The sequence below is a fragment of the Sphingobium sp. AP50 genome (assembly GCF_900109095.1).
Classification (GTDB): Bacteria; Pseudomonadota; Alphaproteobacteria; order Sphingomonadales; family Sphingomonadaceae; genus Sphingobium.
In genome coordinates this window covers 1-23,421 of record NZ_FNYZ01000018.1, presented here as the reverse complement: position 1 = coordinate 23,421, position 23,421 = coordinate 1, and the positions used below count along the sequence as shown (strand labels likewise).

The 23,421-nt window shown below is 56.4% G+C and carries 16 protein-coding genes; 11 read left to right on the top strand and 5 right to left on the bottom strand.

Annotation, left to right across the window (positions count from 1 at the left end; translation table 11 throughout):
• Positions 1-148 precede the first annotated feature (148 nt).
• From BMY84_RS22375 to rhmD, 3 genes are read right to left on the bottom strand one after another with little or no spacing between them, the layout of a single operon-like run.
• Positions 149-898 (bottom strand): SDR family NAD(P)-dependent oxidoreductase, encoded by a 750-nt coding sequence (locus tag BMY84_RS22375; protein WP_093086726.1) that lies wholly within the window; start codon positions 896-898, stop codon positions 149-151.
• On the bottom strand, positions 895-1,752 hold the full coding sequence (locus BMY84_RS22370; protein ID WP_093086724.1) for a fumarylacetoacetate hydrolase family protein: 858 nt from the start codon (positions 1,750-1,752) through the stop codon (positions 895-897). The genes BMY84_RS22375 and BMY84_RS22370 overlap by 4 nt, the downstream gene beginning before the upstream one ends.
• Before the next feature lie 21 nt (positions 1,753-1,773).
• Positions 1,774-2,958 (bottom strand): L-rhamnonate dehydratase, encoded by a 1,185-nt coding sequence (rhmD, locus tag BMY84_RS22365; protein WP_093086837.1) that lies wholly within the window; start codon positions 2,956-2,958, stop codon positions 1,774-1,776.
• Between the two features lie 225 nt (positions 2,959-3,183).
• On the opposite strand from rhmD, the gene BMY84_RS22360 reads away from it, so the two are divergent.
• The 10 genes from BMY84_RS22360 (at position 3,184) to BMY84_RS22315 (ending at position 20,813) form a co-directional block, all read left to right on the top strand.
• Positions 3,184-3,375, top strand: coding sequence for a hypothetical protein (locus BMY84_RS22360; RefSeq protein WP_093086723.1), 192 nt, complete (start codon positions 3,184-3,186; stop codon positions 3,373-3,375).
• On the top strand, positions 3,362-4,126 hold the full coding sequence (locus BMY84_RS22355) for an SDR family NAD(P)-dependent oxidoreductase (RefSeq protein ID WP_093086721.1): 765 nt from the start codon (positions 3,362-3,364) through the stop codon (positions 4,124-4,126). The genes BMY84_RS22360 and BMY84_RS22355 overlap by 14 nt, the downstream gene beginning before the upstream one ends.
• 140 nt (positions 4,127-4,266) lie before the next feature.
• Positions 4,267-5,190, top strand: coding sequence for an AraC family transcriptional regulator (locus BMY84_RS22350; protein ID WP_177204127.1), 924 nt, complete (start codon positions 4,267-4,269; stop codon positions 5,188-5,190).
• A 257-nt stretch (positions 5,191-5,447) separates the two neighbouring features.
• Entirely contained in the window at positions 5,448-8,078 is a 2,631-nt protein-coding gene (locus BMY84_RS22345; RefSeq protein WP_177204126.1) for a TonB-dependent receptor plug domain-containing protein, read from the top strand.
• A 164-nt stretch (positions 8,079-8,242) separates the two neighbouring features.
• Entirely contained in the window at positions 8,243-10,396 is a 2,154-nt protein-coding gene (locus BMY84_RS22340; protein ID WP_093086716.1) for an alpha-L-rhamnosidase C-terminal domain-containing protein, read from the top strand.
• 57 nt (positions 10,397-10,453) lie between these two features.
• Complete coding sequence (locus tag BMY84_RS22335; protein ID WP_177204125.1) at positions 10,454-13,774, top strand: glycosyl hydrolase; 3,321 nt, start codon at positions 10,454-10,456, stop codon at positions 13,772-13,774.
• A 206-nt stretch (positions 13,775-13,980) separates the two neighbouring features.
• The gene (locus tag BMY84_RS22330; RefSeq protein WP_218147008.1) at positions 13,981-16,479 is read left to right on the top strand and encodes an alpha-L-rhamnosidase; all 2,499 of its coding nucleotides are present in this window, start codon (positions 13,981-13,983) and stop codon (positions 16,477-16,479) included.
• A 24-nt stretch (positions 16,480-16,503) separates the two neighbouring features.
• Positions 16,504-17,751: an MFS transporter gene (locus BMY84_RS22325; protein WP_093086711.1), complete on the top strand. Its 1,248-nt coding sequence runs from the start codon at positions 16,504-16,506 to the stop codon at positions 17,749-17,751.
• 316 nt (positions 17,752-18,067) lie between these two features.
• Positions 18,068-19,519: an IS4 family transposase gene (locus BMY84_RS22320; protein ID WP_218147007.1), complete on the top strand. Its 1,452-nt coding sequence runs from the start codon at positions 18,068-18,070 to the stop codon at positions 19,517-19,519.
• A gap of 208 nt (positions 19,520-19,727) precedes the next feature.
• Positions 19,728-20,813 (top strand): catalase family protein, encoded by a 1,086-nt coding sequence (locus tag BMY84_RS22315; protein WP_093086710.1) that lies wholly within the window; start codon positions 19,728-19,730, stop codon positions 20,811-20,813.
• A 338-nt stretch (positions 20,814-21,151) separates the two neighbouring features.
• Here BMY84_RS22315 and BMY84_RS30575 read toward each other — a convergent pair whose 3' ends face one another.
• Positions 21,152-21,466, bottom strand: a complete 315-nt coding sequence (locus BMY84_RS30575) for a hypothetical protein (protein ID WP_371262441.1) — start codon at positions 21,464-21,466, stop codon at positions 21,152-21,154.
• A gap of 69 nt (positions 21,467-21,535) precedes the next feature.
• The gene (locus BMY84_RS22310) at positions 21,536-22,912 is read right to left on the bottom strand and encodes an IS701 family transposase (protein ID WP_093086708.1); all 1,377 of its coding nucleotides are present in this window, start codon (positions 22,910-22,912) and stop codon (positions 21,536-21,538) included.
• A gap of 105 nt (positions 22,913-23,017) precedes the next feature.
• Here BMY84_RS22310 and BMY84_RS22305 point away from each other — a divergent pair, with 105 nt between their 5' ends.
• Entirely contained in the window at positions 23,018-23,302 is a 285-nt protein-coding gene (locus BMY84_RS22305) for a hypothetical protein (protein ID WP_093086707.1), read from the top strand.
• Positions 23,303-23,421 lie beyond the last annotated feature (119 nt).

The following is a 23,421-nucleotide window of genomic DNA, read 5'->3' as shown; positions in this document are numbered from 1 at the left end:
GCGATGCCCCCCATGCCCATGGCGCAGGCCGAACCGAGCAATCCGGTCAGCAGCGCGCGGCGATCATGGGTGGGCGTCAAGGACATCGCTCTCCGGGAAAAATGCGGCGCTCCGGCTCTTGCTGGCCGGTCGCGCCGCGCAACTTTGATCAGAAGGTGGTGCGTCCGCCCGACGTGTCGAAGGTGGAGGCGGTGGTGAAGCTGCATTCCTCGCTGGCCATGAAGCAGACCATGGCGGCCGATTCCTCAATGAGGCCAAGGCGGCCCATCGGGATTTTCGAGCGCATATAATCGACCTGGCTCTGCGGAAGTTGCGCCAGGATCGGGCTTTCGAAGGTCGCGGGGGTCAGCGCGTTGGCGATGACGCCCTTGCCGGCCAGTTCCTTGCCAAGGCTCTTGGTGAAACCGATCACGCCAGCCTTGCTCGCGCTATAGGCGCTGGCGTTGGGATTGCCTTCCTTGCCTGCGACAGAGGCCAGGTTGACGATCCGGCCATAACCATTTTCAAGCAGGAAGGGCGCGACTTCGCGGTTGCAGTAGAAGAGGCCGTTGAGGTTGATGTCGATAACCCGCTGGAAGCTGTCCACCGGATAGTCCCACACCGTGGCCGTGGCACCGGTGATGCCCGCGGAGCAGATCAGGATATCGACCTTGCCAAGGGCTGCGGCCGTTTCCTTCGCGGCGGCGGCGACGGCTGCATAGTCCGACACGTCTAGCGCGACGACATGGGCCGCGCCGACTTCATTCCTGGTGGCGGCGAGCGCATCGGGATTGAGATCCCACAGCGCCACCTGACCGCCTTCGGCGACGATGCGCGCGGCGACCTGCTTGCCAAGGCCCGACGCGCCGCCGGTGATGATCGCGTTACGGCCCGCGAAACGGCCGGCATAGACGCTCATCCCAGCACCTCATCACCCAAATGACGCCATTGCGACACGGCCTGCGTCTGGACGCCCAGCTTTTCGATGCCCAGTTCCATGACGTCACCGGCCTTGAGGTAGATGGCGCTGGGCTTCTTGCCTTCCCCCACGCCCGGCGGCGTGCCGGTGATCATCAGGTCGCCCGGATAGAGGGTGATATATTCGCTGACATAGGAGATGAGCTGGGCGACGTTGAAGATCATCGTCTTCGTGTTGCCGGTCTGCATCCGTTCGCCATTGACGTTCAGATACATGTTAAGATTGTGCGGATCGCCGACTTCATCGGGCGTCACCAGCCACGGGCCGACCGGGCAGAAGGTGTCATGCCCCTTGCCCTTGCTCCATTGGGTGCCGCGCTGCTTCTGGTTGAAACGTTCGGACACGTCGTTGACGAGGGTATAGCCCGCGACCTTCGACAGGGCGTCCTCTTCACTGACGAAGCGGCAGGTTTGCCCGATGATAACGCCCAGTTCGACTTCCCAGTCGCCATGGGTGCTGTTTTTCGGCAGCACGACTTCGTCGTTCGGGCCGTTCAGCGAGGACAGCGCCTTCATGAACATCATCGGTTCTGTCGGGATGGGCAAGTTCGATTCGATCGCATGATCCTCATAATTGAGGCCGATGGCGACGATCTTGCCGATGCCCTTGACCGGCACGCCGTAACGCGGTTCGCCTTCCACGATCGGAAGCGAAGCGATGTCGGCCGCCTGCGCGGTGGCGAGAGTGGCGACGGTCAGTTCTGGGATCACAGCCGACAGGTCACGGATGTTGCCGTCGCTGTCGATGACGCCGGGCTTTTCCTGGCCACGCTGGCCGAAACGAACGAATTTCATGGGGTCAGTCTCTCTGTCAGATCAATGGGTATAGGGGCGGTGCATCGTGATGTCGGGGTTGAGGTCCACGCCGAAGCCCGGCTTGTCGAGCGCGGTCACCTTCATCCGGCCATTTTCCGGCACCGGCTCGCCCAGCAATTGCGGATGGAACATCGGCACCACCTCCGTTGGACCCGGATGCATCATCAGGAATTCGGCGAAGGGCGAATTGTGGCGGGTGATGACGAAATGATAGCTGTAAACGGACGAGCCATGCGGCACGACCATCTTGCCATGGGCGTCGGCCAGCGCGCTGATCTTCAGGAGTTCGGTGACGCCGCCGCACCAGCCGACGTCGGGCTGGATGATGTCGCAGCAGTCCATTTCCAGCAGCATGCGGAAGCCCCAGCGGGTGGCTTCATGCTCGCCGGTAGTGACGAGCATGCCCTTGGGCACGTTGCGCTTGAGCTGTTGATAGCCCCAATAATCGTCCGGGCTGATCGCCTCCTCGATCCATTTGAGGCCAAGCTCATGCGCGGCGATGGCGAGACGGGTGGCATTGTCGACGTCAAGCCCCATCCAGCAATCCCACATCAGCCAGAAATCATCGCCCACCTTCGAGCGCATGTCGGCCAGTTCGGCGATGTTCTTCTTGAGGCCCTCGACACCTTCGGCCGGGCCATGGTGCAGCGCCATCTTGCCGCCGATGAAGCCGAATTCCCTGGCCTTATCCGGACGTGCGCCAGTGGCGTAGAATTGCAGTTCGTCGCGCACCGCGCCGCCCAGCAGATGATAGACCGGTTCCTGCCGTAATTTGCCCAGCAAGTCCCAGAGCGCCAGATCGACGCCGGAAATCGCGTTTATGACCAGCCCCTTGCGCCCATAATATTGGGTCGAGAAATACATCTGGTCCCAGATCTTCTCATAATCGGTCGGCGCGCGCCCTTCGAGGAAGCGGGCCAGATGCTTTTCCACGATATAGGCGGCCGGTTCGCCGCCGGTTGTGACCGCGAATCCGACGGTGCCGTCCTCCGCCTCGATCTCCACCACCAGGGTGCCCAGCACGTTGATGCCGAAGCTCTGGCGCGACTGACGATATTCCGGATATTTCGACATCGGGGTCGCGATATGATCGTCGATCCAGTGGCCTTCGCCCTGGTCATGATAGTCAGCACCGCCACCGCGCACGGTGAAGGCCCGCACATGCTTGATTTTCGGCAAGGTCACGATCGGCACGCACACACTCCCTGAATGGCGCCGACGTCCAATATGTGGGAACGTACGGCGGAAACTTTCAAAATATGGCCAAAATGGCGATAACGTCGGGGTGGCGTGGGCGGTGGCATGATCGGAAGAATCGTGCTGTCCCTCTCCTTCACCCTTGTTTTTCTCATTTTGTGGGATAGAGTGTTATTAGATGAGATTTGTAACGTCAAATGCTGATTTGAGGGGATGGTTGATCCCACCTATTTTGTACTTGCTGAAAAGCTGTTGCGGCAGTTCGACCTAATGATTGAGGTCCATTCACCCGTTCTCGCTTTCAGTACGGCTTCCATATCAACAGCGGCGTTCATGTTTGGCCGCGCGCATTACGGTGACCTGCTTGGGCAGGCGGGAGGACATAAATTCGATGAAATTGCTTGAGGGTAAGACAGTCTTGGTAACAGGCGCTTCTACGGGGATTGGTAGAGCCGCAGCCATAGGTGCCGCTCGGCATGGCGCTGACGTGGCTATTAACTATCTCCATGCAGATGATGCAGCGCACAGTTGTACCGAGGCCATAAAGGAGCTTGGCCGGACGGCGATTGCGGTAAAAGGCGACGTATCCGATCCGCAGACTGCACAAGAGTTCGTTGCAAAAGCGGTGGAAACCTTTGGCAAGGTCGACGTGATGATCAGCAATGCGGGCATCTGCCCATTCCATGCTTTTCTCGACATTCCGCTTGAGGTAGTGGAGCAAACGTTTCAGGTGAACTTGCATGGTGCCTATTTCATGGTTCAGGCGGCCGCCCAGCAAATGGTCAAACAGGGGCATGGCGGGTCGATCGTCGCTGTTTCCTCCATTTCCGCCCTAGTCGGCGGAGAGTATCAGACGCATTATACGCCGACAAAAGCGGGCGTGCATTCTCTGATGCAATCAACAGCTATTGCGCTCGGCAAGTTTGGAATTCGATGCAACAGCGTTTTGCCGGGCACCATCCTGACTGAGATTAATAAGGATGACCTAAAAGATGCCGAGAAGCGGGAATATATGGAGGCGCGCACACCTCTTGGCCGACTTGGTCAGCCAGAGGATCTTGCCGGTCCAATTGTCTTCCTCGCTTCGGACATGGCTGCTTACGTTACGGGTGCTGCACTGCTGGTCGATGGCGGGATGTATGTAAATTTGCAGTGACGAAAGCGGTTTGGACGCGCTGTGATATTTTGGTCGCAGCGTGGCGCAAAGGCTTCCTTGCGCAGGAGGCGACACTAGTGTCGCTAGGCGTGGACGTGTAAATCCCCTCAATAACAAAAGGGGAAATGGAGGGAGAGGTTATGCAGGATCCACAATATGAACGGGTTGTTGCCGATGACGGAAGCTCATTCCGTTGCGTGCACCGGATCTGCGATGACCTCTCCACACAACATCCTTGGCATTTCCATCCTCAGTTTGAACTGAGTTGGGTCATGCGCAGTCGAGGAACACGCTATGTCGGCGATTGCATCCAGCCCTACGTACCTAATGAGGTCGTCCTTTACGGACCTGATCTGCCGCATTGTTCGCGCAATGACACAGCTGGTCCCGATGGTATTGGTGCAGAGCATATCACCGTCCAGTTTGATCTCCAATGCCTTGGAGAAGGGTTTCTCGAGATCCCTGAGGCGGCTGACATCAAGTCTCTGATCGAAGACGCTCGGATGGCAGTGATCTTTGCCCCAGCGGCCCACGACTTGGTGGGTGATCATATGAGAAGGCTTCTCGCTCTTTCAGGAATGGCGCGCTTGCTCAAGCTTGCCGAGATACTTGAAGCTTTGACGCATCTGCCGCGTACGAAGCTTATCACGCCTGAATATCGCCGTAATGTCGTCGTCGATCAGCGACTTATCGAGCGGCTGAATCAAGTCCAGCACTATATCGATACGCGCTTCCGTGGCGTTGTCTCTCAAGCTGAAATAGCCCAGAAGATTGGGATGACTGCGGTAGCTTTCAGCAAGTTCATCCGTGCAAACACTGGACGTACTTTCGGAAGCATGGTGAAGTTAGCCCGGATCACGGAGGCCTGTCGACTTCTCGTGCATACTGATGCCACTATCACAAATGTCGGGCTCGACTGCGGCTACCAGCATTCCTCGCACTTCGACCGCCATTTCATGGAGATGAAGGGTTTGTCCCCGACTGAATATCGCCGTAAAATGAGAACTCTCGGCCATATCGGCGCTCGGGAAGCAGATGACTGGGCTTCGCGATTCGCGGCTTAGAAGCGTCGGAAAAAAACTGCTAGTCGGTCGGAAAAAGCCTTGTAGCGGAACAGCTTTATTCTCCGCTAATTCGAACAGGCAGACACAAGAACCGGCGATACGGCATAGCCATCGCACGGTTCACCTCGGCACTGAGCTGCAAATGTGCAGGATCGGCCGCAGCAATGGCTGTGGCCAAAGGGATTAGGTTTTGCCGATCAGTCGGCACGCCTTTGGACCTGTGCATTAATCAGGCTGATTGGTTGGGAGAGAGGTTCATGATTCCGCGTTCTAATATTTTGTCGGTATCCGTCAGTCGCGCGACACTTGCTGTTGCTGCAGTGATGACGTGTTCAGTATCATGCATCGCTATGGCGCAAGATGCTACGCCGCAGCCTGATGACCAGCCGATTGAGGAAATCGTCGTTACGGGCACCAGCATCCGCGGCGTAGCGCCCGTTGGTTCGCAGCTTGTGCAATTGAATGAAGAGCAGATCCGCGCAACTGGCGCGCAGTCGACTTCATCGCTCCTTGCAACCATACCTCAGTTGAACAGCTTCTCCTCGGTGCCGGTCAATACGGCGGGCGGCTCCAATCCCACGACAGCCCCATCGCTGCGCGGTTTGCCCTCGAGCGCTACGCTTAGTCTTGTTAATGGTCACCGTCTCGTTGGCGTGGGTACGATCGGCACAGTTGCAGACCCGTCCGCCATTCCCTTCGCTGCTCTTTCGCGCGTGGAAGTCCTGACGGATGGCGCGTCATCGACCTATGGTTCTGATGCAGTCGCAGGCGTGTTGAATTTCATTCTGCGTCGCGACCTGGATGGCATTGATGCTACCGCCAATTACGCGTTTGCAGATGGTTATGACCAAAAGACAGCCAGTGTGGTAGCCGGCAAAACATGGGAAGGCGGCTCGCTCCTATTCGGCGTGCAGTATACCGAAAACAACGCGCTTCTGGGTGACGAGCGCGATTTTGTTACAAACGACTTCCGCCCGTTCGGCGGGGTCGATGCCCGGTCGCAAAACAACAATCCCCCAACGGTCAATGTGGCCGGCCAGCCCTATGCATGGAACGGCACTGGGTTCACGACTGGTCCATCACTCTACGACAACACCGACGATACAGACATCATTCCTAAGTCCAAGCGCTGGTCGGGAATTGCGAATTTCCATCACCGTGTCACTGACGATGTCGATCTATTTATCGACGCAAATTATGGTCACATCGAGACCGATCTCCGTGCGCAGCAGGTAACGCCTTCCGCGTTCACGATCACATCGTCCAATCCCTTCTTTCGCAGCCCGGTGGCTGGTTCTACCTCGGAAACGGTGCTATATTCGTTTCGTAACGAGCTTGGGCGCTTCCGCCACGACTATCAGAAGGTCGAATATTTCGGCGTCAGTGGTGGCGCAGACATCAATCTCACTGACAATTGGCACGCTCGTGTCTTTGCCAACTGGGGTTATAGCGATACGAAAGTCCGGCAGGAAGGCATTAATGAGACCGCGCTATCGGCCGCCGCAGCCGGGACTACGACCAGTACAGCCTTTGATCCATTTACCGGTCAAACCAGCGCGGCAACACTCGCGTCGATCTTCGACTATATCAACAACCCAGGGTCCAAGCAGGAGCTCTACCAGGTCGTCGGCACTGTCGATGGCAAGCTATTCACGCTGCCAGGCGGTGATCTGCGAGTAGCATTAGGTGCAGAAATCCGGGGCGAGACGTACGATGGCATTAATCTGGTCGGGCGTGCTTCGGCGCCGACGGTGATTACTGCTCAAGCAGATCGTACAGTAAAGTCAGCCTATGGCGAAATCTTTGTACCGATCTTTGGTGATGACAATGCGACCACCGGTCTTCGGCGCCTGGTTCTCACCGCTTCGTTGCGTCACGACAGTTATAATGATTTTGGTAGTTCGACCAATCCTAAGGTTGGCGCTGAGTGGGAACCGGTCGAGGGCCTGACCTTCCGCGGTAACTTCAGCAAGTCGTTCCATGCGCCCAGCCTGGCCGACCTGCAGGCTGTTGATAGCCGTGCTCAGACCTTTACAGGTTACTCGCCCAATTTCTTCACGCCAGTGTCGCCGGTTCAGCAGTATAACGTAGTATATCTTGCTGGTGGCAACCCCAACCTGCAGGCCGAAAAGGCAACGACCTATTCTCTGGGTGCTGACTTGAAGCCAGCCGCTTTGCCCGGCTTCCGTGCCAGCGTCACATACTTCAACATCAAGTATAAAAATCTTATCACGATCGCGTCGGGTGCGTTCACCAATTCCGCGCTATCCCAATTCTATGTCCTCAATCCGACTGACACCCAAATTGCCTCGGCCATTGGCAGCATGCGGGTGGAGGGTACCCTTTACGCGCCCGGCACCACCAACGTGCTCATTGATCTGCGTCGTAACAATCTGGGCGCCCAAAATGTGTCGGGTCTCGATTTCCAGATGAACTATGACAAGCGGCTTGGCTCTGTCGAAGGCCGGATTGGCATTAATGGCAGCTATTATCTGAATAACGAGACCCAGGCGGCTCCTGGCGGCGTGTTCGTCGATAATCTGAAGCTCGCCAATCCGCGCTGGCGTTTGCGGGGCAACCTCGGTGCTCAAGCGGGACCATTCAACGGCAACCTTTTCATCAACTATATAGGCCCGTACAACAACCCATCTGCGACGCCGGTTCAGCGGGTCAAGGGATGGACGACTGTTGATGCGACGTTGAATTATGAACTGGTTAAGCTCGGTCGTGCCGACAGCGGAATCGAGCTTCAGTTGTCAGCTATTAACCTTTTCGACCGTGATCCCCCGCAACTCATTTCAAGCAACGGTCTGACCGTACAGAATCAGCCGACCTACGCCTCTCCCTTGGGTCGATTGCTTCAGCTTGGAGTTCGCGTGAAATATTGATCACGGGCAAACTGGGGGGGCATGCGAGGCATGCCCCCTTTTTCTCATTGTCCGCCTGGCCCCGCTTCGATCAAGCCACTCCGGTTTAACTTGAGTGGGCTTCCTGTCGAGGCCTGAAACGTATTGTTGAAGATGACGGATCTTCAGTTTTAGAAAGTGCTAACATGAAATTAGATCGTCGGCAGGCAATCAAGAGCGGAGCTGCGATCTTAGGCCTCTCCTCATCCGCTTCGGCTATGGCAACGTCTAATGCGATGCATCCAGACGAACAGGCACCTCGATGGATCGCCTATCCCGGACAATTAGCGGCTTGGCGGCACCTGCGTCGCATGAAGCTTGCCATGGAGCGGTGTACGAATGTCGGCTATCCGGCGAATTTTCGTCAACCGCAAACGGAAGCTTATTTTCGCAAGATCGGTACGGCAAATCGCGACCTGCAATTGCGCTGGACTGGGCCAGTTGCTCGGATCCGGGTCAATGTCGGCGGGCAGACAGGCGACGTGACGGGCAGGCGGGGGACACTCGCGTCGGGAAAGGCCGACATCATCGTGCATATCGATTTTTCCCAAACTATGCCTTGCTTCTTCCTGGCAGGCGAACAATTCTCGACTAATATGGGCTGGGAGGCAAGCCTGGATGGTGAAAATTGGGTTCCTGCCGAGACCTTTGATTACAGCGATCCAGCTGTGCTGCCAGACACTGATCGCGACGAAACAATTACCCTGCCAGTCGTCCGAGTAATAAAGCCAGAGGGACCCGCTCAATCTGCTTATGCGGTTGAGACCAGCAATGACCTTATCGTGGACTTCCAGGAAACCGAACTAGGCTCTCTGCGCTTCGATGTGACCGGTGAAGGTTCTCTGTGCGTCCAGGTAGGGGAGTCGGTTGACGAAGTGAGCGATCCAGATCTCCGCTGGTTCGAACAATATGCTCTTGAAGCGATATCCCTTGGTCAGACACGTCAAGCTATAGCTTTTCCGGAACGTGCGCTACGCTATGTTCGATTTTCTACCACAGGCAAGGCCTCTATATCACGGCTTCGTTTCGACGCACGGCGGGCTCCGGTGGAAGAAAAGGGCCGGTTCCAATCTAACGATACCGACCTGAACGCAATCTGGAGCGTCGCGGTCGCGACGCTCCGGTCGAACATGCACGATTTTTATCTCGATGGCATACGTCGCGATGGCCTTATTTGGCATGACGGTCCGCTGACACTGGAGGCGTTCGAACGAGTTTTCTTCGACAAGGATCTGTCGAGGCAAACTCTCGTTGCCGAGACGCTGCCTGAGCACCCGGACGCTGGCGATGTTGGTATCCTTGATTCGCCGATGTATAGCCTAGTGGGTTTCGAGCGGGAATGGATGGTACGTGGAGATAATAGCTTTGCTCGCCTGTTTCGGCCTCGTATTGAGGACATGCTCGCCTTCCTGATCAGTCTTCAAGACGAGCATGGCATTGTAAATGCGCGGCGCGTCGAACCCTATGGCTTCTTTCCGGACTGGTCAGCACCCAAGGACGGAGGCCCCGATGCGCATGGTGCTCCTGCCTATGCCCAGATGCTTCTGGTGGGGGCATTCGCAGCGGGTGCGCGTCTTGCGGAGGCATGGGGCGATCAGGCCGCTCACCAACGCTATGACACTATCGCAAAGAAGCTAAAGATCACGATCCGGCGGGAGTTCTATCGTCCGGTCGAGGGGCTGTTTTGCAATGGATATGATCGCGACGGTAAACTCGACACTGGATTCACCTCTTTTGCGCAATGTTTTGCGATCGCATTCGATATCGCAGAACCCGATGAATATGATCGGTTGATTGACTTTCTCAATGACGGGTCGAAGCGACCAACGAGATACAGTTTAAGTCAGGTCGTCGAGCTGAGCGCCTATGCCAAAGCAGGCCGCGCAGCGGACGCGGTAGGTCGGCTTAAGGCTGCCTGGTTGCCGCTTATCAAGGCGGGATATCGGAGATTTTTCGAGGACATTGACGCCAAGAAATCGGCCGACCAGCAACTTGGCATGTACGACCGTAAATATGCGGCCAGCCTGTGCCACGCCTGGGCTGGCGCTGCGCCTGTGATGGCCCTGTCGCAGGGCATTCTAGGTGTTGAACCTCTGTCACCGGGCTACGCTCGGTGCCGAGTGGCCCCGCAGCGATGCGGACTGCAAAATGTGGAAGGTTGCATTCCGACGCCTGCGGGGCCGATTGAGATTTCTTGGAAAGGCAGCCAGGGCACGCTTATCTTGCCTAAAGGCATTGTGGCGGAGAGCGGAAAGAAAGTCCTGCATGGTCCGGGTCGCTTCAAGATCAATGTGACCTGATAAGGTGCCGACCATTCACTGTTAGGCATGAAGCGATGGAGGATCGAGGATAATCGCATGCGCAAAGGTACGAGAAAACTGGGTTTCGTCGGTGCAATCGCGCTGATTGCGAGCCCTGGCAATGCGCGCGACGTTCCCGCCCAGTCTGCGGAGACGGTAAAAGCAGGGCCCGATGCCCTCCTTAGTGATTTCCAAAATCCGCCTTCGAGCGCCAGACCGCGTGTGTGGTGGCATTGGATGAACGGAAATGTGACCAAGGATGGGATCGACAAGGATCTTTCTTGGCTCAAAGGTGCCGGTGTTGGCGGGGTCCAGAATTTTGATGGGTCGCTTGATACACCAGCGGTGGTGGACCAGCGCCTGCCCTATATGAGTTCGATTTGGCAGGATGCGTTCCGGCACGCGGTTGCACGCGCGAAGGCCGACAAGCTTGAGTTCACGATCGCGAGTTCGTCTGGCTGGAGCGAAACGGGGGGGCCTTGGGTACGTCCCGAGCAGGCTATGAAGAAGATGGTCTGGAGCGAGACGATCGTGGAACGCGGTCGCATCGAGCAGCCGCTGCCCATGCCGCCATCAGTAACAGGCCTTTTTCAAAATGTTCCTGGTGGAGGAACCGAACCTTCAAGCGACCATCGACCGGTCCTTCCCAGCCTTTATCGTGACGCTGCGGTGGTTGCGTACCGCATTCCTGCCGCCGAGCAAGAAGGCGCGATGGCGATCACTGCATCAAGCGCAATCGATGCTGCAGCGTTAGACGATGGCGATCTTACCGACGCGGTCGAATTGCCTTTCGAGGACAAGGACAATGTCTGGATCGAAGCGAGTTTCGAGCGGCCGCAGACGCTGCGTGCGTTGCAAATTGCCCTCGAGCCAGGAGCCCGTGTCGGTCCCTTGCTTCCACCATGGCCGATCGGGCACATCGAGGCGAGCGACGATGGGAAGTCTTACCGGACGATTGCGGCGCTACCGCCCCGGGGAAATATACAGCAAACAATCGCATTTCCGTCTACAACCGCAAAACACTTCCGCCTAGTTCTCGAGCGCCGATTTGGACCCGTAGCTATAGCGACGTTCGACCGTCCGCAAGAGCCGCCAGCTTCCCTCAAGGTCATGGAATTTAAATTCATCTCAGGGGCCCGCGTCAACCGGTTTGAGGATAAGGCAGGATTTTCGCCGGCGTCAGGTCTTCAGGATTTCGCGACTCCTGATTATGCGGCCGCTGAGGTTATTTCGCCTCACGACGTGGTCAATGTTTCGGACAAGCTGCGGCCGGACGGCACGTTGGACTGGGTTGCGCCGAAGGGTCGATGGCGGATCGTTCGCTTTGGATGGTCGTTGACGGGTAAGATGAATAACCCTGCCTCACCGGAAGGAACCGGACTTGAGGTTGACAAGCTCAACGCGCGTCATGTTTCCGAATATACCAAGACTTATCTTTCCAATTATCAGCGTGCGCTAGGTCAGGAAAAACTGGGTGAGGCTGGCATCGCCGCGATGCTGAATGATAGCTATGAAGCTCTCTCGGCCAACTGGACCGACGATATTCTCGATCAGTTTCAGACGCGGCGTGGCTATGATCCGCATCCATGGCTCCCCGTTCTGGCGGGATATGTGGTCACTAACAGTCAGAAGAGCGACGCGTTCCTTTGGGATTTCCGCCGCACGCTGTCGGACCTGATTGCTGACGCCCATTACGGAACGCTGACCAACGCGGTACACGCGCTGGGCATGATCCGCTATGGAGAGTCCCACGAGGGATCACGGGCCTTCGTCGGTGACGGGATGGAAGTAAAGAAAACCGCCGACGTGCCGATGGGCGCGACATGGGCAGGGGACCACGGCCCACAGTCCAGATATCTGCCAGATATCCTTGAAAGCGCCTCAGTTGCCCATCTTTATGGGCAAAATATCGTTGCGGCCGAATCCTTTACGGCCGTCATGCCTGCCTACGCCTTTCCGCCGGAAGTATTGAAATCGACAGCCGACAGCATGATGGCGAACGGTGTTAATCGCTTTGTTATTCATACGTCGGTTCATCAACCGATCGATCGTGCAGGGCCTGGCATTGGTCTGGGGCCGTTTGGACAATGGTTTACACGGAAGGAGACTTGGGCAGCCATGGCGCGGCCATGGGTTGAATATCTTGGTCGTTCCGGCTTCCTGCTTCAGCAGGGCCGTTTTGCTGGTGATATTGCCTATTTTTATGGCGAAGACGACAACATCACTGCCGCTTTCAATGGGCGTCAGCCAATCATTCCTTCTGGGTTCGCGTTCGATTTCGTGAACGGCGATGCGTTGCGGTCCCTGCTTTCGACCAAAGACGGTGTACTTTCTGCCCCTTCAGGCGCGCAATACCAAATATTGGTCATCGATCCGGCGGTTCAGCAGATCACCGTGCCTGTGCTCCGCAAGATAGCATCGTTCGTTGCAGGGGGTGGGGCTCTTGTTGGTGTTGCACCGAAGACCTCACCTACCATGGTCGACAATCGCGACGAGTTCGACGGACTCGTAAAATCCATCTGGTCATCAAGGTCGATATACCCAACGATTGAGTTGGCGGCTATCGCACATGGCATCACGCCTGACGTCATTTTCGAGCGGAATGCCAGCCAGCTTGCATTTGTACATCGCTCAGCAGCAAATGAAGATATCTACTTCATTTCAAACCCGGGCGGAGAGGCTATAGAAACAAAAATATCGTTCCGCGTTGAAGGAAAGGCCGCCGAACTTTGGCGAGCCGAAGACGGTTCGGCCGAACCCTTATCCTATCAGATGGCGGATGGACGGACCATGGTGCCGTTGAGCCTGCAACCCCATGACGCAGTTTTCGTAGTTTTCAAAGGTCAATCAAACGAGGCGTCTCGCATAGTCGCTCCCATGCGCGACGTTTCTAGGATCGCCCTGGCGACGCCTTGGAAAATTGAATTCCCAGCTGCCTTTGGAAATGGCGCGCGTAGCATCACATCAAAGGCGCTGAACTCCTGGAGCGTTAGCAACGACCCGGCTATTCGTTATTTCAGTGGAACGGCGCGCTACCAAAACAGTTTCATGCTTCCCTTCGATTGGAAGAGGCGAGCAACGAGATGGATCCTTGAACTTGGCTCGGTAAAAAACCTTGCCGAAATTAGGATCAACGGCTGCATCGCTGGGACAGTCTGGAAGGCGCCCTTCTCCATTGATATCAGCAAATGCGCCCGCGCTGGTCGTAATGTGCTTGAAGTGAGGGTCGCAAATCTGTGGCCCAATCGATTGATTGGCGACGCACAGCCTGGGTTCTCGGGGCGGCCTGCTTTTGCGACTTTCAATCCTTATAAAGCTGACTCCCCCTTGCTCCCTTCTGGCCTTCTTGGCCCGGTCGAACTGATCGGCAAGAAATGAACGCCTCGAAACCATCCCTTGGGGAAACCTTTACCGGCGCAACCAAGGCTCTGCGGCGGGCTCACGCTTTGGTTGAGGTTGACGGCCCGCGAGACCCAAGCGTCCGGCTCTCTGATCTTGCAACCGAAGACGATTCAGGCCTTATTGGGTGTGGCCTTGCAGAGCCTCGCTTGTCGTGGCGCTTAATAAGTCAACGCCCTGGAGCCTTGCAAAGCGGCTACGAATTGCAGGTGGCCAAGGATGTCATGTTCACGCGGTCAGTTGAGGAATCCGGCTTCGTCGAAACCGGAATGCCCTATCTCGCCCCATGGCCTGCTAAGGCCCTCAGGAGCCGCGAAATTCGCTGGTGGCGGGTGCGAGTGCATACAGATCTTGGCTGGACAAGCTGGAGCAATCCGGCCCGGGTGGAAGCCAGTTTATTGACGCATGAAGACTGGGTGGCTCAACCGATCACGCCCCTGTCCAACCAGCGGAGAGTGGAGCGCTCATCCGTTCCGTACCTGCGCCGCGAATTTACGCTCGACGAAGAATGCGTGAAGGCGCGCCTGTACGTCACAGCACTTGGTATCCACGACATTCATATCAACGGCAGATCTGTAAGCGAAGATTTGCTTGAGCCAGGCTGGACAGTTTATCCTGGTCGACATCTGTTCTCATCTTATGACGTTACAGCTCTCATCGCACAGGGAGATAATGCTATCTCAAGTGCAGTCGGCGACGGGTGGTGGCGAGGGGAACTGGCCTGGATGAAGCGTCGGGCTATATATGGCGATACGACCGCATTACTCGCTCAGCTCGAGATCGAAACAGTCGCTGGCAGGCGGCTTACTATCGCCACAGACAGAAGCTGGCGTGGTGGTTACGGAGGATTGAAGCAGGCAGAGCTGTATGATGGGTGCAAGCTTGATCTTCGCGCGGAACCGCGTGGCTGGCGAATGCCTAAATTCGACGACAGCGACTGGGAAGAGGTCGCCACCTTGGACTTACCGATGGTCCTTGAGGCGCGGACCTTTCCCGGCGTTCAAATTGTAAAGCGCTTTCCGCCAGCTACAGTCGTTCACGACGGCGACCTAATCCGCATCGATGCAGGGCAGAATCTATCTGGCTTTCTATCGATCCGCGTTGATGGACCTGCTGACGCAACAATCACTGTCCGCCATGCCGAGCTGCTCGATGATGAAGGGCGTCTGCACACCGCACCTCTTCGAAATGCCAAGGCGACGGATCATTTTATTCTCAATGGGACAGGAGAAGCCACGCTGTTTCCGCTGTTCACATTTCACGGCTTTCGTCACGCCGAGCTTGAGATCTCTCCAGGGGTTAAGATCGTTGCGATCGAAGTTATCGTCGCAGGGACTGCGTTAGATTATCGTGGTGATTTTGAATGCTCAGATCCAGCTGTCAATAAACTCTTCCACAATACAGTCTGGTCCCAACGAGGCAATTTTCTCGCGCTGCCTACTGACTGTCCACAGCGCGATGAACGGCTAGGGTGGACAGGAGACATTCAGGTTTTCGCCGAGACGGCATGTCTCAACGCAAACTGTCGCACCTTTCTTGCCAGCTGGTTGAAGGATCTCGAGCTTGAGCAGCGGCATGACGGCTGTGTGCCCGCGACAGTTCCTAATGTGATCCAGGGTCACCATTTCGAATATGGCGGCGTAGGATGGGGCGACGCCGCGACGCTGGTCCCGTGGATGCTCTACACTGCATACGGTGATATGTCCGTGTTGCGCCGCCAATATGGCAGTATGAAACGCTGGGTTGATTATGGGTTAAGCAGACGGGATCTAACAGGCTGTTGGACTGGAGATTTTCAACTCGGCGATTGGCTTGATCCGGGCGCCCCATCGGATCAGCCCCACAAGGCGACAACCGATAGCGACTTCATTGCCACCGCTTTTCTCTCCTTCAGCGCTGGCCGACTGGCTCAAGTAGCTGCGCTTATTGGATTTGATGAAGATGCAAAGGTTTATGCACTTCGAAGCAAGCAAGTCTCTCAGGCGGCTTGGACCCGCTGGTCGGAGCAGGTTTTAAATTCGCAGACCGGTTGCGCCATCTCGATAATGTTCAACATAGCGCCAGAGAAGCTGCACCTGTCAATTGGGACCAAGCTTGCCGAGCTAGTCGAACAAAATGGGAACAGGGTCGCTACCGGCTTTCTTGGGACACCGCTTATACTGCCTGCGCTTACACGGACGTCACAGACTGAAGCTGCTTTTGCCTTGCTCCTAAATCGCGACTGTCCAGGTTGGCTCTATCAAGTCGACCGTGGCGCAACTACGATGTGGGAACGGTGGGACGCGGTTCGGGAGGACGGGTCCCTCCATCGTGGCGATATGAGCACGGCTCAGGGTGCCACGATGATTTCCTACAATCACTATGCTTACGGCGCCGTGAGCGCATGGCTTTACAATTCCGTTGCGGGGATTGCGGCGGACGAAATGGTGCCAGCCTACGGGCACACCATCTTTGCTCCACAATTGGGGGGGGCGCTGATGTCCGCTCGCGCTTCTGTCCAAAGCCCTTATGGATTAACGCGGATCGAATGGAAAAAGACCGCCAAGCAGTGTGTTGTTCATATCGATGTTCCTCCAGGTGCCACGGGCTCGTTCATCACACCGCCCGGCTACGAAATGCTCGAGCCTTCATCGGTATTGCTTGACTCAGGAACCCACACGATCTTCCTCGATCAGCAAGGTTGAACCTTGAAGGTTACAGGAAGGGGTATGACTTTGGAGTCCAGGGATAACTGGCGAGATACCATTCTTGCTGGCCTCGCCAACTACATAGACGCCGGGAGCATCGTCGCAGGCGCTACGGCTCTTGCCCTCTGGAAAGAAGAGTTCGGGCTTTCTCACGTCGCTGTCGGACTCATTGCAGCATTTAGCGCAAATGCGATCTCCGCAGGCATCGGAGCGATCATAGGTGGTATTCTCTGTGATCGCTACGGTCGTAAGACGATCTATCAGTTCGATATGTTGTTCTATGCGTTCGGCATGCTTCTTTTGGTTTTCGCCGCCGCTCCCTGGATGCTCATTGTTGGCTTTATCATAGTAGGTTTAGCTGTGGGGGCCGATGTTCCAGCCTCATGGTCGCTCATCGCCGAACTGGCGCCTGATCGCGCTAGAGGAAAGCATTGCGGCCTGGCTCAGATCCTCTGGTTCCTGGGTTCGACCATTGTTTTGGTCAGTTCGTTGGCTCTAGCACCGCTGGGTGTTGTAGGCGTTCGGATCGTATTTGCCCATCTAGCGATCATTGCCCTTGCTTTGACATTTCTTCGTTCAAGGATGCGAGAGTCGAGTAGGTGGGAGGAGGCGAGAGCCGCCCGAGTGAGCGGGGCTGGGGTCGGGTGTAAGGATCTGTTTAAACCACCCTATCTCTCGTCCATGATTTTTCTGATAGGGGTGTATGGATTCTGGAACCTCTGGGCTGGAACCAACGGCTTTTTCTTTCCTTACATTCTTCGGACGGTCGGCGATCAGACCCAATTTGTCAGCGTCGCTGTCCAGACCGCCGGATCCTTTACGGGCATACTCTCCATCTACCTCGTTTTCATGCGCTACGCGGACGTGATGAACCAGCGTCTTTTATTCTCCATCGCCGCACTCATGCATGTCGCAGCCATGCTCATTTTGGCGGTACTTCCTTTCAATCTTGCTAGCGCGACAACATATCTGCTCCTCATTTCGTCCGCTTCTGGTTTCGGGGCACAAAGCTTTTTCCAACTGTGGAGCGCTGAGTTTTTCCCGACCTTGGTGAGAAGCACGGCCCAAGGCTTCTGTTTTGCCGTGGTACGCATCGTGTTGGGCGTGTGGAGTTTCTTCGTCCCGATGTTGAGTTCCTACGACTTTCATACTCTTGCATGGATATTGGTGGCGTTTCTCGCGGCAAGTGGCGTCATCGGAGCGATATGGGCGCCCCGTCATGAAGGTAAATCTCTTGAAGCGCTGGCTGATCGTAAAGCTGTCGCCTGAAGCTTCGTCCTGACGGATGATCTTTAGGATCGACATACATCTCGGGCGTAGCGCAGCTTCGAAATGTAGTGCAGCTTCGAAATAGCGCCTGCTACCTATTTCAGATTTGTCCGCTCGACAGGAGTATCGACAATGATCATCTGTCTCGCCGCGCACTTTCGAAGCTGAGCGTCTAGGCGGCTTTCGCCGTTGCGATCACAGTAAGCATTCGGTGAAGCTTACGATTACCCATAAGTATTTGAATCACTTATCAAGTCGTTGTTGAAAATTGTTGAATCGGATGAGTCGCTTATGATTCATTCACGAGCACCATGGTGTGTTCGTGAGGTGCCCTGTGCAGACCAAAGGCGAAAAACTGCCCTCTCTGGAAGAGCATTGGTCCCACTGCGAGATCGATGAGAGTGCGTTCAGTGACGCGCGTCTTGGGCGCCGGTGCGGAGATCTGCTTTGTCGACTGAGTGACCGAATGGGAGGAACGATTCCCCTGGCATGTCAGGACTGGGCAAGCACCAAGGCAGCATATCGGTTCTTTTCCAACCCCAAGGTTGAAGAAGGGGATATCCTGGCCGGCCACTTTGATGCGACCAGACAGCGTTTCGCGGTGACGGATGGTCCCATCTTGGTGCTCCAGGATACGACGGAGTTCACATATCAGCGCCGCAATTCACATGCTGTCGGTTTTACCAAGAGCGTCAACAGCGGTCGCGATAAGGCTGGCCGACTCCGTCACCACACGGTTTGTGGAATACTGATGCATTCGAGCCTGGTCGTGACTGAGGACGGTCTACCTTTGGGGCTTGCTGCGGTAAAGTTTTGGAACCGCGACAAGTTCAAGGGCACTGGTCAACTCAAGCGTAAGATCAATCCGACCCGGGTTCCGATAGAAGCAAAAGAGAGCGTGCGCTGGCTGGACAATCTGCGTCAATCGATGACTTTGCTGGGACAGCCCGACCGCTGTGTCCACGTGGGTGATCGGGAAAGCGACATCTACGAACTCTACTGCCTCGCCAAGGACCTAGGAACGCACTTCGTCGTCCGCACCGTCGTTGACCGATTGGCAGGCAACGGCGATCACACCGTAAAGAGCGAAATGCGCGAAGAACCGAGCGCCGGTACGCACAGCATCGAAGTCCGGGGCGACAACGATACCGTCGAGCAGGTAACCCTCGACATCCAGTATAAACGGATCCTCGTCCGCCCGCCGATCGGGAAGCAGAAGCGGTACCCGGCACTCGATCTGACGGTGATCCATGCTTCGGAAGTCGGCGCTCCGCCGGGTCGAAAGCCAGTCCTGTGGAAGCTGGTTACCGATCTGGAGGTTAGCAGTCTGGAAGAGGCGATCGAGAAAATCCGCTGGTACCCCATGCGCTGGAAGATCGAAGTCTTCCACAAGGTCCTGAAGTCTGGATGCCGTGCCGAAGACGCCAGGCTGCGCACGGCCGATCGGCTTGCCAACCTAGTGGCGCTCTTCTGCATCGTCAGCTGGCGTGTATTATGGATGACCATGATGGCTCGCGCCGCACCAGACGCCAGTCCGGCAATCGCGTTCACCACATCGGAAATCAACATCCTTGATCGTCTTGTTGGCGATAGCGGAAATCGCCGAGCAAAGAGGGGCACGATCCAGCTCTATCTCACCAAACTGGCCCGTCTCGGCGGTTATCTCGCAAGATCTTCAGACCCGCCCCCAGGTAACACTGTCGTCTGGCGCGGCCTACGTCGACTTGCCGACATTCAAATCGGCGTGGGGCTCGAAACTTATGGGTAATCGCAAGCCTCACCGGAGCGATACCGATCACACGCGCCACATGCTGTTGATCCCCCGCACAAATAAGATAGGCGTCCATCAAACACAGGATATTATGGCCGCGCAAAGCGTTGGATATCGGAGCTGGCTTAGAAGATTGCTGGCGGAATCATATCACCAAGCCGCGCGTCACCCGACCTCTCCCGCGGCCGCGTTCAAGGAATATTGCATGACGTTTGTACGCTACCGTCCCGATATCGAAACGATTGCTGAAGATGAAGCCCATACGATCAGCGAAATACGTCGCGTGATGCTGGATTTGTCCGCGCTCGTTCGAGCAAAGCACGGTATGGCCATGAAAGGTACGCATGCCAAGGCGGTCGGCTTAGTGAAAGGGCGATTGATCGTCGAGCGTGAACTTCCTGTCGAGCTCGCTCAAGGCCTATTCGCTAGAGGCTCAACCTACGAAGCGCTAGTCCGCTACGCCCCGGGCCCCCCAGAAAAATTGTCCGACAAGGCCTCCGGGCAGCGAGGCATGTCAATCAAGCTGCTTGGCGTTGAAGGCGCGCATGTCGAAGAAAGCGACGAGAAAAGCACGCAAGACTTTGTTCTGGCGGTCGACCCGGTGTTTAATGCAGCGGACGCGAAGAGCTTCCTAAAGTTGTTCCGATTGACAGGTGCCCAATCGCCCCGCGTCTCTGAAGGCGGGATCATCGCAGGTTCGCGGATCGCGAGAGGTATCGAAGCGGCTCTTGAAGCGGTGGGTCTGGAAAGCGCTAACCTTAAATTTATTGGACGTCCTCCGCGCCACCCGGTCAGCGACCCTTACTACAGCCAAGCGCCGATCCGATACGGAGACTACATCGTCAAACTGGCGGTATTCCCCTCGAACGACACCTTGGAGAATGCTGGTGAGCAGAATGTTGATGTAAAGGATGACGAGACATTCCGCCATGTTACCGAGAGCTATTTTCAGACCTTTGAGGCGGTTTATGATGTGAAGGTGCAGCTTTGTACAAATCTTTCCAATATGCCAATCGAAGATGCCAGCGTTGCTTGGTCTGAAGCCGAGAGTCCCTATAGGAAAGTCGCGACATTGATCCTGCCGCGTCAGCAGGCCTTCTCGGTAGCGCGTCAGGCATATTTTGATGATCGGCTGGCATTCAACCCGGCACATGCGCTGGAGGCTCACCGCCCGCTCGGGTCGATAATGAGGGCGCGGATGGACGCCTACAAACATACGACCGCCTACAGGCGCGACTGCAACAATGCCGCCCCGGCGGAGCCTACATCGTTGGCGGAGGTACCAGATTAATCTTTCATGGACGGTACGATGAGTTAGATCGTTGTCATCTCAGGATTGGGACGGCAGGCGATATATGCCGATCAGCAGAAGCGTGAGTTGGCACCGAAATTCGCACCTTGAAGTCGCAGCTCCGCTTCAATCCTCCCAGATCATGTCAGTGGCCGTAAGTTCTTGACTCATTTTTTCTCCCCTTCGTAGAATGGCAACGGACCTTTTCAAGGCCATCTCCAACTCATCGGCGTAGAATGAAAAGCGAGTCAATTTGAATGAGCCCATTCTCACGTCGGGCAAGCCGCCTGCAACCCACCCAGCACATAAGTGTTTTCCCGCAATAGCTTTGTATGTCCTCAATTGACGCACCCTGATATATGCGCTGGCGCGCCGCGTCGAACGCCACCCTCTTTTTCTATGAGGCGTTGGAGGCATCGGCGAGCCAGGGCAGGTGCTCGATCAATTGGTAGCAAAGCTGGGCGACGATCCATAATATCGGTGTTTGTGCCGATCCGACGCTGCTGGGCATCAATCATCGGTTTATCCTCATTTAAAAAGACCGCCTCCAGAGCGGCGCGGAATTTTTCAGCTACGTCGGGCGTTGTTGCTTGCCGGTCCATCCCGCTTACAAAAAAATAATGTGTCGAGTTCTCGGTTTCCGGCGTGAACAGATGGAGAGTACGCGAACCGCGAGGCTCGCTTCCGGGTGGTACAAGCGGTCTAAGCTCGACTTTGTACGATCAGGTAGCGAAGCATAGAGCTTGAGCCATACGTTCCAGGCGGGATGTGGGAATATAGTGCGGTTCTCGGTGCGGCGGGGAGCGTTGATTAATGTCGCCGACCCAGAGCTGAAGGCGGACGGCAGCGATAGCGTCACTGAACGTGAGACTGGTTTTTCGATACCAGGCAGCAGCGTAGGGGATGTTGGTAGTGGCAAGCAGATCGCAGGCCCATAGAGATATGAGGCTGTAGAGTCCCAGCAGCGCCGGAGTGGTTCGCGCTATGGCGTTGTCGGTCCACTGGCGCTGCGTTTCGACACCCAGGTGGGCGCGCGTTTCGGCGAATGTGACCTCGATCTGCCATCGGCGGACGTAGAGGGCGATGATGTCGGCGGGCTCGAGGGTGATGTCGGTACTGAAGAAGGCTTGCGGATCGCGCTTTCCGCCGGGATCGCGGACCAGTACCCATCGGACCGGCAATACCGGGGTGCCGGGTCTGTACCACAAGGCGATATCGGATGTGATATCGAGCGCCTTGCCGTTGACATGGCCATACCACGCAGAGACGATGATCTTTGTCCAGCGCGTCGCCGGGTTGGCGAGTAGGGTCTTGAGTTTTGGCAACGCTGGCCCTTTTTGCGCCGGCCGTCCCATCGTGCGTTTTGTTCGCCTCGCAGGCGGCGCAAACAGGCTGGCATCCAACCGTAGCCGGCTGATGAGCGTTGCCCGAGGCGTAATGGCATGGGCCAATTCGTGGACGGCAAAACTACTGTCGCCGACGAAGATGATCCGACGATCTGGTAGCCAGCGAGACAGTTGCAGTGCGCCCTGGCGTGCCCAGTCCGTCAGCAACTTGTGACGACAGCCGCGTCGAAGGTTGGATCGTTCCGAAGGAGCAAGCAGCGTCAGGATCGGCAGCGCCTTGATCAGGCTGGTCCATGACACCGGGGTGAGGACCATGAAGCTGAGCCATCGCAGCCCACTGGCCTTAACGAAATGGCCGTGACTGGAGCGAACCGGGTCGCGATAAATACCGCGAGCGTTGATCCGGCGCCCCCATCGCCGCTCGATAGTGTCGTCCATGCCAATGACAACAGGGCCATCGGGCACGAGCCGTTCGACGATGATGCCAAGCAGTCGCCTGGCAACGGCACGGGAGCTCCAGCGGGCGCGGCTCAGGATCTGGTGGTAGGATGCGAAGTTGACGGCTTGGGCCCTGCCGGTCACACGCAGGCAAGAAGTAACAGTGCGCTTGCCCGTGGCCAGCAGGCCGCCCATGACGAGAACAAGCACATGCTCCCAACTGGGTGCAGTAAAGCAGGGACGCCACGTCTGCAGCCATTGGCGCAGAATCTGGGGAACGGGATCGCCGATAACGGCCTTGTTCTGGTCCAACATCCCATGCTTCGAATCCTAACTGAAGCACGTTGCAACGCCTGGGCGGTTGCCATGCGGCGAGGTGAATCGGATACGCTGTGACCTGACGGCAGCTATGGATGCACCATGAAAGACGACGAAATCATTCTGCGTATCGAAACGTTCGACGCCGCTAACGGCGGCGGCGTGGGTTGGTACGAGGACAAAGGCGCCTACCATCTCTATCTGCTGGAAACCGAGGCGCCGATCGCCCGCCTGAAGCCTGTCGGCACGCGCGACGAAGTCAGGCTCGGCTACTGGTCATACCGGCGACAATGGGAAGACATAGACGACATGGGCGGATGCGTCTTACCCCTCGATCAGGCCCTGGACCACATCGCCAACAACAGCATCTTCTGGACCTGGACCTGACGCAAAACGTACAAAGTCCAGCTAAGAGGCTGTGTCAGAACGGTCTCGTAATGGTGGACGATCGGGTTTCGATATGATTCCGAGGGGTTGCGACACCAACCTTGGAAGCCATCATGTGG

Coding starts and splice junctions, on each gene's coding strand:
- BMY84_RS22375 (WP_093086726.1), bottom strand. CDS start 898: ATGAGCGTCTATGCCGGCCGTTTCGCGGGCCGTAACGCGATCATCACC.
- BMY84_RS22370 (WP_093086724.1), bottom strand. CDS start 1,752: ATGAAATTCGTTCGTTTCGGCCAGCGTGGCCAGGAAAAGCCCGGCGTC.
- BMY84_RS22360 (WP_093086723.1), top strand. CDS start 3,184: ATGGTTGATCCCACCTATTTTGTACTTGCTGAAAAGCTGTTGCGGCAG.
- BMY84_RS22355 (WP_093086721.1), top strand. CDS start 3,362: ATGAAATTGCTTGAGGGTAAGACAGTCTTGGTAACAGGCGCTTCTACG.
- BMY84_RS22350 (WP_177204127.1), top strand. CDS start 4,267: ATGCAGGATCCACAATATGAACGGGTTGTTGCCGATGACGGAAGCTCA.
- BMY84_RS22345 (WP_177204126.1), top strand. CDS start 5,448: ATGATTCCGCGTTCTAATATTTTGTCGGTATCCGTCAGTCGCGCGACA.
- BMY84_RS22340 (WP_093086716.1), top strand. CDS start 8,243: ATGAAATTAGATCGTCGGCAGGCAATCAAGAGCGGAGCTGCGATCTTA.
- BMY84_RS22335 (WP_177204125.1), top strand. CDS start 10,454: ATGCGCAAAGGTACGAGAAAACTGGGTTTCGTCGGTGCAATCGCGCTG.
- BMY84_RS22325 (WP_093086711.1), top strand. CDS start 16,504: ATGACTTTGGAGTCCAGGGATAACTGGCGAGATACCATTCTTGCTGGC.
- BMY84_RS22315 (WP_093086710.1), top strand. CDS start 19,728: ATGACGTTTGTACGCTACCGTCCCGATATCGAAACGATTGCTGAAGAT.
- BMY84_RS22310 (WP_093086708.1), bottom strand. CDS start 22,912: ATGTTGGACCAGAACAAGGCCGTTATCGGCGATCCCGTTCCCCAGATT.
- BMY84_RS22305 (WP_093086707.1), top strand. CDS start 23,018: ATGAAAGACGACGAAATCATTCTGCGTATCGAAACGTTCGACGCCGCT.